Here is a 15,809-nt window from a genome sequence, read left to right as displayed (position 1 = left end):
TTATTTCAAAATCCTGAAGTTTTTCACAAAGTCTTTGTATTTATCACTCAGGGTTACTTTATGATTCCCTTTTAAAATAACCAGATTATCATTTACAATTATTTCTTCGATTTTCGTCGCATTTACGATATAGTTGCGGTGGGTCTGAAAAAATTTGGTAGAATCTAAAAGCTGGATAATTTTAGTTAACGAAATCAGAATTACAAATTTCTCAACATCGGTTATGATGTTACAGTATCGGTCTTCGACTTCGATGTAAACAATATCTTCAATTCGAACTTTCTTTAAAGCTTTATTTTTTTTGATAAAAAGAGAATCATTACTGATTACGGCATTCTGATCTTCACTGTGAAAAACATTGGTTTGCCCGTAGAATTTCTCGACTGCCATTTCCAGCGCATACAAAATTTCGAGTTCATTAAACGGTTTTAAAAGGAAACTAAAAGGTTTGGTCAGTTTAGCCCTTTCAAAAATCTGACGATCTTTAGAACTGGTTAAAAAAACAAAAGGTTTCAGTCCATTGGGAACAATCGTTATGGTTTCTGCAAAAGTAATTCCGTCCGGTTTTCCATCCAGAAAAACATCAATCACTACAATATCAATTACATTATTATAAAACAAGGTCAGTGCTTCATTGTAATTGGTTGCAATACCAACAATAGTGTAATTATTTTCGGTAAGTACTTTTACAAGTGCATTGCTTTCGGCAGCAGTGTCCTCGATAATAAGTACATTAATATTATCCATGATTTTTAAACTTTTGTAATGCAATAATTATTTTAGTCCCGCTATTTTCTTCGCTTTCTATATCCAGTTTTCCACCGTTTTTATGAATCATGCTTTTGCACAACTGCATTCCCAGACCTGTTCCAATAATATCGTCATTTTTCTTTTTAGAAAGCAGAATAGTCTCTTTTAGTAATTCTTCTCTGGTCGCTTTACTCATTCCTAATCCGGTATCTTCAATCACTAAATAACAAAAATCTTCTGATGCGGGACGTGTGTAAATCGAAATCGTTCCGTCTTCATTAGAGAATTTAATTGCATTATCCAGAAAATTCCGAATGATTATTTTAAGCGAATCCAGATCGGCAAATACATAATCTGAAGATGCGACATCATTTTTAAAATCAATATTTTTATTTAACATCAACGGCTTATAATTGTACTCTACATGCTGTACAATTGTCGCCAGATGCAATGATTCCTGATAAAAATAAGCCTGCTGGGTTTGCAGCAAAGCCCAATTCAGCAAATTATCCAACAGATTATAGGCACCATTGGCAATTGTACTGTTATTGTGAAGCAGGACATCGAGTTCTGTGAAATTTTTATTTTCCAGATTCTCTATCAGTTTTCCGTTACTGACTTTCAGGGCATTTACTGAAGATCGCAAATCGTGGCTAACAATAGAAAACAATTTATCTTTAGTCGCATTTAATTCGTCAAGTTCGTTTTTCTGCGCTAAGATTATCTTGTTGTTTTTTATTTTTTGCCGGTAAAAATAAACGCCGGTTCCAAACAAAATCAACAATAAAACAGATGAAATAAGAAACCCGTTTCTTTCGGCTATTTTTACTTTATTCTCAGCTGCAAGAACGTCTACTTCTTTTTGTTTTTGTTTTACGGCAAATTTCTTTTCGAGATCAGCAATTGCCCAGACTTTATTTTGGTCGTTTAAGGAATCTTTCCAGGCTTCTAGTTCTTTTCTGTACGTTAATGCCAGAGGAAAGTTTTTTCTGTTTTCCTCTACTACTGCCATATTTAAGGCTGCAGTCTTTTTTAGATTGAAAGAATTTGCTTTTTTGGATAAATGATATGCTTTTTCAAAATAAGGAATTGCCTGACTATCTTTATATTGCGTATAATACAAATTTGCTATGTCTATATAGGAGCTAATAAGCATCAAAGTGTCTTTTTCCTTCTCCAGCAATTTTGAACCTTTAAACAAATATTCTTCCGATTTATCAAATTTAGCAAGATGTAAATAACACAATCCTATATTGTGCAAAAGGCTGCTTCTGTAAATATTGTAAGATGTGCTTACAGGAAGCTTTTCAATTTCCTGAAAATAGTGTAAAGCCATTTTAAAATCACTTTGCTCCAGCGCAATTTCACCTAAATTAATTTTAACCTTATAAGAATGCCGAAAATTAGCAGGCACCAGATTAAATTCTTTTTTTGCTTCCTTAAATAACTTTTTTTGCTTAAAACTAACTCCTCTAAAATAATAGCAATAATTTTTAAGTTCAGCGTTTTTAGTAAGACTTAACTCTTTCATGGAATAAACCAAGGTTGAATCCCAATTTTTTTCTGTAAAAAAATTTTGCGCTTTATTAAAATTATGCTCTTCCTTAAATTTTGCAGCTATCGCTTTTATTTCAATAGCAAGTAATTTATCATTGTGTAATCTATCCTGAGAGAAGAGAAAAAAAGAATTTAGAAATAATATTGAAACAATGTATAATTTGATTTTAGTCATTATATTTTCTAAAAAATTATATTTCAAAGTGTAAATTGAGGTAAATAAATAAGAGTTAAATCCTATAAATAAAAAATATTTATAGGATTTTTTCAGTTTCAAAAATTACATTTAAGGATGACCAACCCCGGTTCCGGTTCCTGGTAAAACTACAGTTTCTGTTCCTCTTGAGGTTATTGGGTCAATATCCCAGAGAAAAGTCTGGATTTTATCTATACTTTCCAGTCCTCCTTCATATGGAATTTCATTAGCATCAAAGCTAACTTCATAGATGTGAAAATCCTGTCCTTCCGTCCCTTTTATATTATAGGAAATAAAAAATTGAAGTTGTGCTTTCCCATCTATACTAATGTAACAATTTTGGTAAACACTAAGTTTCAAATTTTTTGATTCTTCATGAGTTACAAAAATTACGGCTCTAACACTCAGTTTATTATCCAGATAGTAGGCCTCCACAACTGGAGAAAAAAGATCTTTTGTAAATTTATCAGGAAATGAAACTTTTCCTCTTTTAAGATATTCTGCTGGTTCTTTGATAATCATTCCTGGTGGGTAAATTTCTTGGCCAGGTTCTACTAGGGTAATTTTTTCCATGGTATTTGTTTTTGGGTTAAATTTTATTGTTTTTTTATGTTTTTAAGAAATAATTGAATTAATAAACATAAAAAGGTCTTTTTTTCAGAAATCAAATATAGTAAAGATTTTCTTAATAACTTTTATGCCCTTATAATAAGTATATTAATTAACAATTACTTATTAGTCACTTTTATAAAAAACGCAGTAAATACAATCTATTAGAAGAATTACACTTCATTTTTAGATTAAAAAAAATCCCATTCAAAAACAGAATGGGATTTCTAAAAATTATTTTTTCGTACTTATAAATTCATAGTACAAGGCCTTAGATAAAAAAGGTGCTTCCTGATACCTCTGAATTTCTCCTTCTCTGGGATCATCAACAAATAAGGTATCCAGATGGTGGAGTGAAAAATAGGCTCTTCGGGCTTCATCATTAAAGTTTAAATCACTCAAGAACCTTGGCTCTACTCCTTTGTTTACCGAAATATTATAGGTCGTAATCAAATTTCCCCAATTGACAAAACTGCATAAAAGAACGGTTCCGTAAAAATACCAGACCATCTGGTTGAAAAGATACGCATTGGTTTTTTGATTTTTGATTTTTAAAAAGGCATACACTAATCCAATGATCGCCAGGATCAGAAAAGCATATACGCCCAGTCTTTTATAAGTCAACCCGAAAAATGAAACATATTCTGAGTTTTTAATAATGGTACTTACGATCAAAATTCCGTTTAACAGCAGCCATAATTTAGCCAGTCTTTTCAGGTTTACTGCTTTTTCATCAAAATTAAATCCTCCTTTAAAATAGAATAAGATTACTCCAACAGCCATCAGGATAGAGAAAATAACCGAATTTACTCTCTCGTGCGTTGCGGCACTTAACTGAGAGGTTTTAATTACTTCAAAAAACTGTTCGTAATTATAGGTCGCGATAAAAATCAAAAGCATAACATTTAAAAGTAACAAAGTGATTTCCCCGCTTTTTCTTTCGAAATCCAAATCAAGAAAGGAGAATGTATTTTGATTGCTGACCGGGGCTTCAGTATCAAAATCATTATCTAACATCGGATTTTTATCGTAACATACATCGGGAACCCAATAATTCCAGAAAGAAAAGGAAATATAAAATCCCAGTATACTAATCAGAAGGATCTGCACCATATCAATATCTAATCGGTAATCGGTGAAAAGTGAAGAAAAATGGTCGCTTCCAAAAGAATACACCACAAAAAACAACATTAGGAATGCGGCCGGAATAAGCACATAAGCAATCAGTTTCTTGGCAAAATTATTACTGATTTTCCTTTGAGGAAGCCATTGGCTAAACATGAAAACACGTCCTAATGAAGTAAATGCGTTTAAAAACACAAGCGGAAAAACCTGAATCATTTTTAGTTTTGTTTCCTGCGTTTTAAACTGCAAAAAAAGGACAGACATAGCCAAGGCTAAAAAAGAAGCAAAATCCCCGTACCAGGCAAAAGCAAGACAGGAAAGCACCGATGTAATCACCAAAACCAAATGGGAACGGTCTGTAAACCGATCCTGAAAGTAATAACAGATTAAACCGGTTAGCACCAAACCAAAAATAGCGAGATTGACTCCTACTGACTCCTTGTAAAAAAGCGGTATAAAAAGAATACTGCAGACTAAGATAAAATGGATTTTTTTCATGATTTAAAAATTTAAAAGTACTTTGTATTTCAAAGTAATTAGATAAAAAAATAGCGTTATTAGAATTTCATTAATTTTTCAAGACTGTTTAAATGCTCCTTAAAAGCAGCGCGGCCAAGATCTGTCACCCTGTAAGAGGTTTTGGGCTTTTTACCGACAAATTCTTTTTTAACTTCAATATATTGCGCTTTCTCAAGCGCGGAGGAATGACTTGCCAAATTACCATCGGTGATGTTCAAAAGCGTTTTCATTTCAGTGAAGTCAATCCACTCGTTCACAATCAGAATAGACATGATACCTAATCTGACGCGGCTTTCGAAATCTTTATTTAATTTATCAATGATTCCCATTGGTTTACTTGTATTTTTTGAACATCACTAATCCGTACAGGATATGCAAAACACCAAATCCAAAAATCCAAAAAAACAAGCCATATCCTAAACAAAACAGGGAGATAAATCCCAGAATCAATTCAGAAAAACCCAAATACCTGACGTCCGAAAAAGTATATTTTTCTGCATTTACCAGGGCTAAACCGTAAAAAATTAAAGTGGCCGGAGCTACTAAAACATAGATTTCGTGATAAACAAGTGCCAGACAAAAAACAGCTCCTGCCAGTAACGGAACTGCGAGGTTAAACAACATCTTTTTGGTCGCTGTGGTCCAGATGGGCAGATTGTATTTTTTGCTTTTACGAAGCGTAAAGAATATTCCAAAGGTTAAAGCACATATTAAAATTACGATTCCGGTGTAGATAAGTTCTGAAACCAGAGTAACCGAATACAATTTATACTCACCGTCAAAATATTCCACTCCATTGACTTTAAACAACTGGTAAACATATAATCCTCCGATTAAAGCTGAAAGTCCGGCAAAAACTCCTGAAAGTCCGCTTAAGGATATAAATCTTGAAGAGCGCTCCATCATGGAACGAATATGCGATAAATCTTCTTGGTGCTTCTGATTCATAATTAAAGTACTTTGTACTGCAAAGTTATATTTTATTTTGAATTGACAAACAAAAATGTGCTTTTATTTACCATCCCGAAAACTGTAAGCTTTTCTTAAGAGAGAGTCGTCTGGAACCTGAAGTTGCGTGAGGGATAGGAGCACGCTACCGAAGTAGCGCGGATAGCCCGACCGTATTTGCAAAAGGCGCGAATATACGGCAAGATTGGAGCGCCTTTTACAAATACGGTCACGCCCAAGTTATAAAACAGCAAAGCCCATTCTATTGAACGGGCTTTGTGTGTAAGATTGATAATTTTATCAGAACCATCTTCTGCGTTTGAATAAAAACACGCCAAAAACAGATAAAATTATCGATACGAAAAGAAGAATCCAGATTCCGTATTTGCTTTCTTCCAAACCATTCGGAACGTTCATCCCATACAAACTGGCGATTAGCGTAGGAATCATTAAGATAATGGAAATAGAGGTCATCTGTTTCATTATATTATTCATATTGTTTGAAATCACCGAGGCGTAGGCATCCATCATTCCGGTCAGAATGTTACTATAGATATTGGCCGTGTCCTGCGCCTGACTTAATTCGATTTCGACGTCTTCGAGTAAATCTAAATCATAGTCTGCTTTATGCGCTTTTAAGTTTTTGATGCGTTGAAATAAAACGTCGTTTGCTTTTAAGGAAGTGATGAAAAAGACCAGACATTTTTCGATTTGAAGCAAGGCCTGCAATTCTTCATTTTTAATGGATTTCTCCAGATTATCTTCGGCAAGTTTTATTTTTTGGTTGACTTGTTTTAAGTATTTTAAATACCACACGCTTGACGATAACAACAATCTTAAAACCAAATCCGGATTGTCTTTGATTTCAATATTTTTGCGTTGTGAGTATAATACAAAATCGGTGATGATTTCTGTTTTATAAAAAGTAATGGTTATGCAGATATCGTCTTTAAAAATGACACCAAGCGGGATGGTTTGAAAAGGCAGTTTAACGTCGTCGCTTTTAATGGGAACGCGCATAATGATTAAGGTCCAGCCGTCTTCGATTTCGATACGGGGTCTTTCGTCAATATCTTCAATATCGTTGTAAAATGCTTCGGGAATCTGAAGTTCTTCCAAAACGTATTTTTTTTCTGCTTCTGATGGTTTTTCAATGTTAATCCAGCAGTTTGGACTCCATTTTGAGATTTCCAGTAATCCGTTGTTGTTTGTGTAAAAGGCTTTCATTTCAAAAATACAGGGTGTTATCACAGCATTTTGAAATTTTCAAAAGCTGCTTTTAATTTAATACTAACGAATCATAATCGTCCATTTGGAGAAGTGTTTTTTAAGTGGTGCAAAAGTATCTTTTATTTTTCAGACCCGAAACTTTAAAGTATTAATTATATATTAAAAACGACAAAGCCCGCTCAGGGAACGGGCTTTGTATTATATTTCGAAAGAATTACTTGTTTTTTGCGCTTCTCATTTTGCGTGCTAAAAGTGTATTTTTCAACAACATTGCAATAGTCATTGGTCCTACTCCACCCGGAACAGGTGTAATAAAGGATGCTTTTTTGCTTACTTCATCAAAATCAACATCGCCTTTTATGACATAACCTTTTGCATTTGATGCATCCTCTACACGGGTAATTCCAACATCAATGATTACCACTCCGTCTTTTACCATATCGCCTTTTAAAAATTCAGGAACTCCTAAAGCGGTAATGATAATATCGGCATTTTTAGTAAATTCTGCTAAGTTTTTAGTTCGGCTATGTGTCAGCGTAACGGTTGAATCACCAGGATTTCCTTTACGGCTCATTAAGATACTCATCGGGCGTCCTACGATATGGCTTCTTCCAATCACTACTGTATGTTTTCCTGCAGTTTCTACTTTATAACGCTCTAACAATTCCATAATCCCAAATGGTGTTGCCGGAATAAAGCTTTCCATTTCAAGCGCCATTCTGCCAAAGTTTGTCGGGTGAAATCCGTCTACATCTTTATCGGGATCAATTGCCAGTAGGATTTTTTGCTCGTCGATGTGTTTTGGTAAAGGCAACTGAACGATATATCCGTCAAGGTTATCATCTTCATTCAAGGCTGCAATTTTCGCCAATAAATCTGCTTCGGTAATATCCTCAGGTAAAGCTACTAAAGTGGAATCAAAGCCAATTTGCTGGCAGGATTTCACTTTACTTCCCACGTAAGTCAAACTTGCTCCGTTACTTCCTACGATTACTGCTGCCAAATGGGGTACTTTTCCTCCGGCTTCTTTAATCGATTGAACTTCGGCTGCAATTTCGTTTTTGATGTCTTCAGCTGTTTTTTTACCGTCTAGTAGTTGCATTGTTTTTGTTATTTTTTTGTTTCAGGTTTAAAGTTTCAAGTTAAACAAAACTTAATATTTATTGAATTAAAAAAGTTTCAAATTTCAGTCTCAAAACCTGAAACCTGAAACTTGAAACTTTTATTTTATTTATCTCGGCATTCCGCCTGGCATTCCTTTCATGCCTCCCATCATTTTCATCAGGTTTTTTCCGCCCGGACCCTGCATCATTTTCATCATCTTGCTCATTTGGTCAAACTGCTTCATCAACTGATTTACCTGCTCGACTTTCGTTCCGGAACCTTTTGCGATTCTGGCTTTTCTTTTCACATCGATTATGGAAGGTTTACTTCTTTCGATTGGAGTCATTGAATGAATGATCGCTTCGATATGTTTGAAAGCATCGTCTTCGATTTCAACATCTTTCATGGCTTTTGAAGCACCCGGAATCATTCCAACCAGGTCTTTCATGTTACCCATTTTTTTAACTTGCTGAATCTGTGTCAGGAAATCATCAAAACCAAATTCGTTTTTAGCGATTTTCTTTTGAAGTTTTCTGGCTTCTTCTTCATCAAATTGTTCCTGTGCTCTTTCAACAAGCGACACAACGTCACCCATACCTAAGATACGTTCGGCCATACGATCCGGATAGAAAACATCAATTGCTTCCATTTTCTCTCCCGTACCTACAAATTTGATTGGTTTGTTTACAACCGATTTAATCGAAATGGCAGCTCCACCACGGGTATCACCATCTAATTTTGTTAAAATAACTCCGTCAAAGTTCAGGATATCGTTGAAAGCTTTTGCCGTGTTTACAGCATCTTGTCCTGTCATAGCATCCACAACAAACAAGGTTTCCTGAGGCTCAATTGCTTTATGAACGCGGGCAATTTCATCCATCATTTCCTTATCTACTGCCAAACGTCCGGCTGTATCGACAATAACTACGTTAAAACCGTTTGCCTTAGCATGTTTAATTGCATTTTGAGCAATTTCGACAGGATTTTTATTTTCCGGTTCTGAGTATACCTCAACCCCTATTTGGTCTCCCACAACGTGCAACTGGTTGATCGCCGCAGGACGGTAGATATCACAGGCTACTAAAAGTGGTTTTTTGTTTTTCTTTGTCTTTAAAAAGTTAGCCAGTTTTCCGGAGAAAGTCGTTTTACCGGAACCTTGTAAACCTGACATTAAAATAATACTCGGATTCCCGGAAAGATTAATTCCGGCAACATCGCCACCCATTAATTCCGTTAGTTCATCTTTCACTAACTTTACTAATAACTGACCTGGCTGAAGTGTGGTTAAAACGTCCTGACCTATTGCTTTTTCTTTTACTTTGGTCGTAAAATCTTTTGCAATTTTAAAGTTAACATCGGCATCCAATAAGGCACGACGAACTTCTTTTAAGGTATCGGCAACGTTTACTTCTGTAATTTTCCCGTGTCCTTTTAGTATATGGAACGCTTTATCTAACTTATCACTTAAATTATCAAACATATTATTTTCTTTATTTGAAGTGCAAAGATAATCTAATTAGATATTTCAGGCAATTTTTATTTAGTTGCATTTAACCGCAACGAGCGCGAAGTTATACACAAAGTTCGCTATGTTTTTTTATTTGATCGCAAAGTTTATTTTTTCTCGCAGATTTAGCAGATATAGCTGATTTTTCCATCCTTACTTTAAAAAATAATCTGCCTAATCTGCTAAATCTGCGGGAAACAAAAAAAAGCGCAAAGAGTATAAAACCTTTACGTCTTTGTAACTTTGCTTTTTTTGCACGCAAAGTCGCAAAGACGCAGAGAAAAATACCTTTGCAACTTTGTTCCTTTAAACCTTTTTCTATTAGAACTGAAAATAAATAAAAGGCTGAGATCCCGCAACTGCTGTTGCATAAACAATCCAGTAAACGAAACCTAAAATTATCGCTTTTAACAATAAAGGAGTTCTGTCAAAAGTCCATTTTAATTTTGTGGTGAATATTTCAGGTAAGAAATGCCAAACATAACCGAAAAGCATCAATAAAAACACATTTTTATATCCGAGAACTATTACTTTCCATTGTTCCGGTTCGAACGTTAACTGACCAATATTATTGATGACCTGTAATGCTGTATCGAAATCTCTTGCACGGAAAAAGATCCAGCAGAAAACTACGAAATGAAATGTAATCACAATGGAGAAGAAAGTCCATAAAACAGACGTTTTGCCTTCTTTTTTGGATGGAAAAAACTCTAAAAATATTTTGTGAACCGCCAATGCCAATCCGTGTAAAGCTCCCCAAATAATAAACTGGGCTCCGGCGCCATGCCACAATCCTCCTAAAAGCATTGTCGTAAACAAGTTGAAATTGGTTACGGTGGTCTGATTTCGTTTTTTCGAAAGTAAAAATGTCAAACCAAAAACAACGATGGAACTGCCGGCAATAATTAACGGAATTACACTAACGTTGATATTTGTAATTCCCCAAAGTAATAATCCGAAGAAAAATAAACTCGGGAATAAATAACCTGCAAAAGACCCTTCGCGGTTTCCTCCTATTGAAATATACAGAAAATCCTTTAACCAGGTTGATAACGAAATGTGCCATCTTCTCCAAAAATCGGTAATTGAAGTTGATTTATACGGAGTCCTGAAGTTGGCCGGCAATTTGAATCCTAATAATAAAGCGATTCCGATTGCCATATCTGAATATCCAGAAAAGTCGCAGTAAATCTGAATGGCATATCCGTAAGAAGCCATTAAATTTTCGAACGACGTATAAGTCATCGGAGTATCAAAAACACGATCTACAAAGTTTACTGAGATATAATTTGAAATAACGGTTTTCTTGATTAATCCGCCAATAATAAGGAACAAAGCATTATTTACATCTTGTTTCGTAAGATTCAGCTTTTGATAAATCTGCGGAAGGAAATCTTTGGCTCGTACGATTGGTCCCGCCACTAATTGTGGAAAGAAGGAAACGAAGAATAAATATTCGATGTAATTTTTTGTCGGCTTGATTTCTTCACGGTAAATTTCGATGATATAACTCATTGACTGAAACGTGTAAAAAGAAATTCCGACCGGAAGGAAAACATTATGAAGCTCGAAATGACCACTGAACATATCATTGTACGTAACAATCATAAAATTCATGTACTTAAAATAACCCAGTAATCCCAAGTTTAAAATAACGCTTATGATAAGGTAAATTTTCTTTACAGTGTCTTTCTTTTCCCTGTAAATAATCTGGCTAAGGCCATAATCGACTACAGAGGAAAGCAGTAATAACAAAAAGTAAATTCCGCTTGACTTATAATAAAAGAAAAGTGAAAACAGAATAACGTATGTTAATCGTAAATAGAATGTTTTACGCAAAAACGCGTAAACAAAATAGAAAACCAGAAACAATCCAAGGAACAAACCTGTATTGAATAACAACTTTTCTTCGGGATTATATATAAACCAACTTTTAACCTGCTCGATTGTTATTTCACCAAAATGATGAACAAACCAATCATTTATGCTATTACCTGTTATCAACTTACTTTTTAAATTTAAAATTATCGTATGCTCTTAAAAATGCGTCTGTAAAGAGTTTTGCTTGTTTTTCGTATCCTTTTTTAGAATAATGAACGAAGTCCGGACCAATTAATCCTTCTGCTCTTAATGCCCTCACTCCGGTTAAACCCCCAAATTCATCATATAAATCCCACACTGCAAAATCATCTTTTCCTGCAACGTTATTAATACGTTCTGCATATTCTTTAACGTAAATATTTGGTTTCCTTCCTCTGTGCAGCGAAGGCGGCGGCGTCATGACAATAATGGGAACGTCAATTTTCTGTTCCTTAAGATTACTTATAAATTCCCGCAATTCTCTGATATATGCCGAAGCTTCCATGTTGTCGTAACTTTCATTTGTTCCGAGCGAAAAAATCAACAAATCAGGTTTTAGAGCTTTTAATTGTTCGAAAAATAACGGATATTTATTATAGTCTGAAAATTTAGCACCATTTACGCCGATTCCGCTGTAGGTTATACCCGGAGTATCTTTCTCGAGAACCAATCCGCTGAGCTCAAATTCTGATGCGCTTTTATTAGGGATAAGGTAAATTTTATCTAATGCTTTTTCTGAGTTGTAATAATGTGAAAAAGAGTCCGCTGTAAGATCCAGCGGAACAAATTCAGACGTTTTAATATTCTTTGACCTTGTTTCCTTACTTGGAATTTTTAATGTTCTTCCGGCACGAATATTATTGGACTTTAAACCGTTTATTCTTTTTATTTCAGTAACGGAAACATTGTACTTATCTGCAATTACAGAGATCGCTTCTCCTTTTTTAATTTTATGCTTTATTATTTTAGGTTCTGTAGTCTGAACAATATTGATTTTGGATGCAATAGCCAAATCGAACATATTCTGATTTTTTGGCGTAATAATATGAATCGAGTTGAATTTATAAGCCGGATCTTTTATATTTAATTGTACTGCAAAACCTCCACTATCTCTCCAAAGTCCAATGCCGCTTAAACCAACCGGTTTGTTTTTTACCGGATGTATATTTCGATAACTTTCCCAGGTTTTGTTCGAATAAAATCGTTCGTTATAAGAGCCATTCGTTTTTGCCAGTTGATACGGAAAAACAAAACCACGACCCGCATTTCCGAACTGCTGCTGTAAAATTTTTCTAATTTTATTGGTCATTAAATCCCCCTGAATATGAGAATCCCCAATATGAACAATATTTATTTTCTGGTTTTTACCAATCTCATTTTCTTTTAATTTTTCGAAAACACTTTCTAATACCTCAGCATTATAAATGTGATTCCCTGTATAAGTTTCAATCGTAGCGGTATCGATTTTACCAATCATATTTTTAAGTATTGGAAGTGAGACTGACTTTTGCGCTTTACTGGTTGCCGACCATAAAAGACAGCAAAAGAAAATAATAAGTTTATTCATTTACACTATCTTTTATCACAGATACGGAATCTGCTTTAGTTTTTCTAACGGGTTTTGGTCGCTCCCCTGTTTCCCGTTTTTCACGCAGTACTTTATATTCTTCGTAACCTTTATTGAGCTGACTGTATAATAAATTCCCAATGGCCTTTGCTCCACGCTGATTAAAGTGTGTGTAGTCTTTATTGGCTCTGGAAGGAGCTTCATCAACCCATTTTACCATTGATCCGTCGCCGCCCATTAAGGTATACAAGTTCACAAAACCTGATTCTGTATCGAGTGCATATCTTTTTTGCGCTTTCATTAAAGGAACTACAGCCGAGTCTGTTTTCATTTCAAGATCATACTTCGTCGATTTATCAGCCGTTGAAACAATCAAGATAGAAACGCCCGGAAAAGATTCTTTTATTTTATTTACTGTCTTTTTCATCCCTCTTTGATACCAGGAATAATTTTTGGTTCCGTAATTTAAGACATTTGTTCCATAATGCAAGATGATCAGATCGTATTTCAGATTGTTATTAAAGGCCTGCATTACGCCTGCATTAAACATTGAAATGGGCAATCCTGAATTTCCTCTTTGTGAAAAGTTGTCTACGTGAACCCCGCTGCCATTATCAAAATTAAAACCATAAATCGGAATAGAATCCGCCTGCATAAAATTTGCTTTGAATGATTTTATACTTCCTGAAGTCACTTTTAAGGTGTTAACCAAATTATTTGGAGAAAGGCTTTTTCGCAAGGTGTCTTTGCCGATAATAAAATTCACATTTCCTTTTTTAGAGGACTTCCCATAAAACAAGGTCGGATTATCTAAAGTCGTAGAAAATTTGGTCAGTCCTGCCTCGTATTGTACCCAGGTAGTATTTGCTTTATCGTTTGCAAAAAACACATGTCCGTTTACTCCGAAAGGACTTGTTGGTCTTTTTACATTTAAATAGGATTGTGTTTTCCAGTTTTTGGAAAAAAGTGTTTTCACAGAACCTCTTGAGGCGGAAGATTCAGAAATTATCGAAACAAAACCCACTCCGTTCCCTCCAAACCGTTGCTGATAATTCATTCGCACGTCCTGCACGATTAAGTCACCATCGGTCATAGAATCTCCATAGTAGGCGATTCGAACTTTAGACTGCGGATTCTTCTCTAACTGGTACAATTTCTCATAAAAAGAAATCAGGTATTGATATCCTTTATAATTATCGAAAGTTTCAGGCGGGAATTCGATTCCTTCAGAAGCATCAAAGACAATTTTTTCCATTGCTTCTTTCTTTTCGTCTTCAGAAATACTGTCTCCTTTTTGAGATAGCGAATCATTTGCAACCGACTCTAAGAGCAGACTGTCAATAAGTATGTTTTTGGAATCCAGCTTACTTTCCGAAAAAATTTTATCCGGTAAGATTTGTTTAAATCCAATGAAAGCTATGAATGCTAATGCTACAATTGCAAAAGACTGAAAAAAATAAGATTTTGTATTCACTTAGTACTTATAAATTTTGAAGAGCGGTTTTGTCAAACCCCGGTTTTTAAATTCCTTCTAATTCCTATAAAAAAACATCCGCAAAGATAGGACTAAACGTTAATTTATAATTTTTTTTAACGATTAAAATAAAACAAAAAAAGAGACCAGATAAATCTGGCCTCTCTCAAAAAAAATAAAAAAAACAAAGCTAATGATTAATTGAAATTATGCTTTCGCATTTATTTAGAATAAAATAATCTTTATAGTTTTTAATTTTCGCTGTGAATTATTTTAGTATTGCATATTCAAGCGTTACATTTCCTCTCTCCCCTGCTTCATTCAGCATAGAAAGAAATTTCACTTTGTAATAGTTTCCGGCTCCATCTTTAACCACGTAAAAACGATCTGTTCTGATACTTGGCAAAGTTGTATCACTTCCGCCATTTCTCCAGCTGGCTCCAATTACTCTTTGATCCGCAAGAGAAGTTTTAAAATTATCTTCAACAACTTTTGCTTTTGTAAAATCGGCATAAGATCCTCCTGCAGCAACTAAAACCTGGTAAACCTGCGTTCCTCCTTTTAAATTTGTGGTAATGAAATCGGCATAACCGTAAGTAACCTCACCATTCCCCATGTTCAGGTAATTTGTAAACGTAGTAAAATTCAGATCCCATTTTTCTTTTTCAGGCTCAACAGAAACAGTGTTTCCAGAAGCTACGCTAAAGAATGAAAAGTTGAAAGCGGCATCTTTAGTAATGATTTTCTCTGTAAAAGTTGCTGAAGCTAAATCTGCGTATTGAATTTTATATCCATTTCCACTTCTTAAAATTCTAACTTTTTTCCAGCCTCTGGCTTCACCATCAACACTCACCGAACCAAGACCTGGTTTTGTAGTTCCAACAGCTAATCCAAGGTTTACCAGATAAACTTTGTTATCTGCATCAGTCGCTGAAATCTCAGCAATTGCAGTTCCAATTCCGGCTCCTGCACCGGCTAAAATTCCTGTTGGATTATCAACATATCCGTTTGATGCAAGATTTTCACCTCCAATAGCCAAAACAGCCGGATCGCTTGTTTGAGGTAAGGTAATATCTGAAGTTGCTAATTTTTTCGCAGCCATTTTAAGAGATCCGTTTAAAATCACTCTAAACTCTGACCCTGAAGCAAAACCGAAATCCCAGGCCGTTCTGTTTACAGACTTAGATTGCGCAGTACTTAAGTCAACATAAATCTGATTGGGCTGATTTGGGCCTCCAACGGAAGGTTGTAAAGTTGCTCCGACTGAAGGTCCTTCGGGAGCAGGTGTATTGTCGTCGTCACTTGAGCATGCCACTAGTGATACTAAGGCTATTGATAAAAATAATAGTTTTTTCATTGTATT

13 protein-coding genes are annotated in these 15,809 nt (G+C 34.9%); all 13 read right to left on the bottom strand.

From position 1 onward, the window contains the following. The 13 genes from HAV12_RS04690 to HAV12_RS04630 all read right to left on the bottom strand — a co-directional run bounded on the left by HAV12_RS04690 (window position 1) and on the right by HAV12_RS04630 (window position 15,803). On the bottom strand, window positions 1-747 hold the full coding sequence (locus HAV12_RS04690; protein ID WP_171568692.1) for a LytTR family DNA-binding domain-containing protein: 747 nt from the start codon (window positions 745-747) through the stop codon (window positions 1-3). Next, window positions 740-2,281, bottom strand: coding sequence for a tetratricopeptide repeat-containing sensor histidine kinase (locus HAV12_RS04685; RefSeq protein ID WP_240345233.1), 1,542 nt, complete (start codon window positions 2,279-2,281; stop codon window positions 740-742). Before HAV12_RS04685 ends, HAV12_RS04690 begins: the two co-directional genes overlap by 8 nt. A 312-nt stretch (window positions 2,282-2,593) precedes the next feature. After that, window positions 2,594-3,076 carry a hypothetical protein gene (locus HAV12_RS04680; RefSeq protein WP_171568690.1) on the bottom strand — a complete coding sequence of 161 codons (483 nt, stop codon included), beginning with the start codon at window positions 3,074-3,076 and terminating at the stop codon, window positions 2,594-2,596. Between the two features lie 270 nt (window positions 3,077-3,346). Further along, window positions 3,347-4,735 (bottom strand): DUF4173 domain-containing protein, encoded by a 1,389-nt coding sequence (locus HAV12_RS04675; RefSeq protein WP_171568689.1) that lies wholly within the window; start codon window positions 4,733-4,735, stop codon window positions 3,347-3,349. 59 nt (window positions 4,736-4,794) lie between these two features. Further along, a complete protein-coding gene (locus HAV12_RS04670) occupies window positions 4,795-5,085 on the bottom strand; it encodes a transcriptional regulator (protein ID WP_127338408.1) in 291 nt (96 codons plus the stop codon). Between the two features lie 4 nt (window positions 5,086-5,089). After that, window positions 5,090-5,704, bottom strand: coding sequence for a hypothetical protein (locus HAV12_RS04665; protein ID WP_171568688.1), 615 nt, complete (start codon window positions 5,702-5,704; stop codon window positions 5,090-5,092). 300 nt (window positions 5,705-6,004) lie between these two features. After that, entirely contained in the window at window positions 6,005-6,931 is a 927-nt protein-coding gene (locus tag HAV12_RS04660) for a magnesium transporter CorA family protein (protein WP_171568687.1), read from the bottom strand. Between the two features lie 217 nt (window positions 6,932-7,148). Beyond that, window positions 7,149-8,036, bottom strand: a complete 888-nt coding sequence (locus tag HAV12_RS04655; protein WP_171568686.1) for a bifunctional 5,10-methylenetetrahydrofolate dehydrogenase/5,10-methenyltetrahydrofolate cyclohydrolase — start codon at window positions 8,034-8,036, stop codon at window positions 7,149-7,151. 129 nt (window positions 8,037-8,165) lie between these two features. Beyond that, window positions 8,166-9,518, bottom strand: a complete 1,353-nt coding sequence (ffh, locus tag HAV12_RS04650) for a signal recognition particle protein (protein ID WP_171568685.1) — start codon at window positions 9,516-9,518, stop codon at window positions 8,166-8,168. Between the two features lie 348 nt (window positions 9,519-9,866). Further along, entirely contained in the window at window positions 9,867-11,549 is a 1,683-nt protein-coding gene (locus HAV12_RS04645; RefSeq protein ID WP_171568684.1) for an MBOAT family protein, read from the bottom strand. Window position 11,550: 1 nt separating this feature from the next. Next, on the bottom strand, window positions 11,551-12,972 hold the full coding sequence (locus HAV12_RS04640; RefSeq protein ID WP_171568683.1) for a GDSL-type esterase/lipase family protein: 1,422 nt from the start codon (window positions 12,970-12,972) through the stop codon (window positions 11,551-11,553). Next, window positions 12,965-14,446, bottom strand: a complete 1,482-nt coding sequence (locus HAV12_RS04635) for an SGNH/GDSL hydrolase family protein (protein ID WP_171568682.1) — start codon at window positions 14,444-14,446, stop codon at window positions 12,965-12,967. The genes HAV12_RS04640 and HAV12_RS04635 overlap by 8 nt, the downstream gene beginning before the upstream one ends. 268 nt (window positions 14,447-14,714) lie before the next feature. Then, a complete protein-coding gene (locus HAV12_RS04630; protein ID WP_171568681.1) occupies window positions 14,715-15,803 on the bottom strand; it encodes an HmuY family protein in 1,089 nt (362 codons plus the stop codon). Window positions 15,804-15,809: the final 6 nt, after the last annotated feature.

The organism is Flavobacterium sp. CLA17 (assembly GCF_013112255.2).
In the GTDB taxonomy this organism is placed as follows: domain Bacteria; phylum Bacteroidota; class Bacteroidia; order Flavobacteriales; family Flavobacteriaceae; genus Flavobacterium; species Flavobacterium circumlabens.
This window is presented reverse-complemented; position numbering and strand designations above follow the sequence as displayed.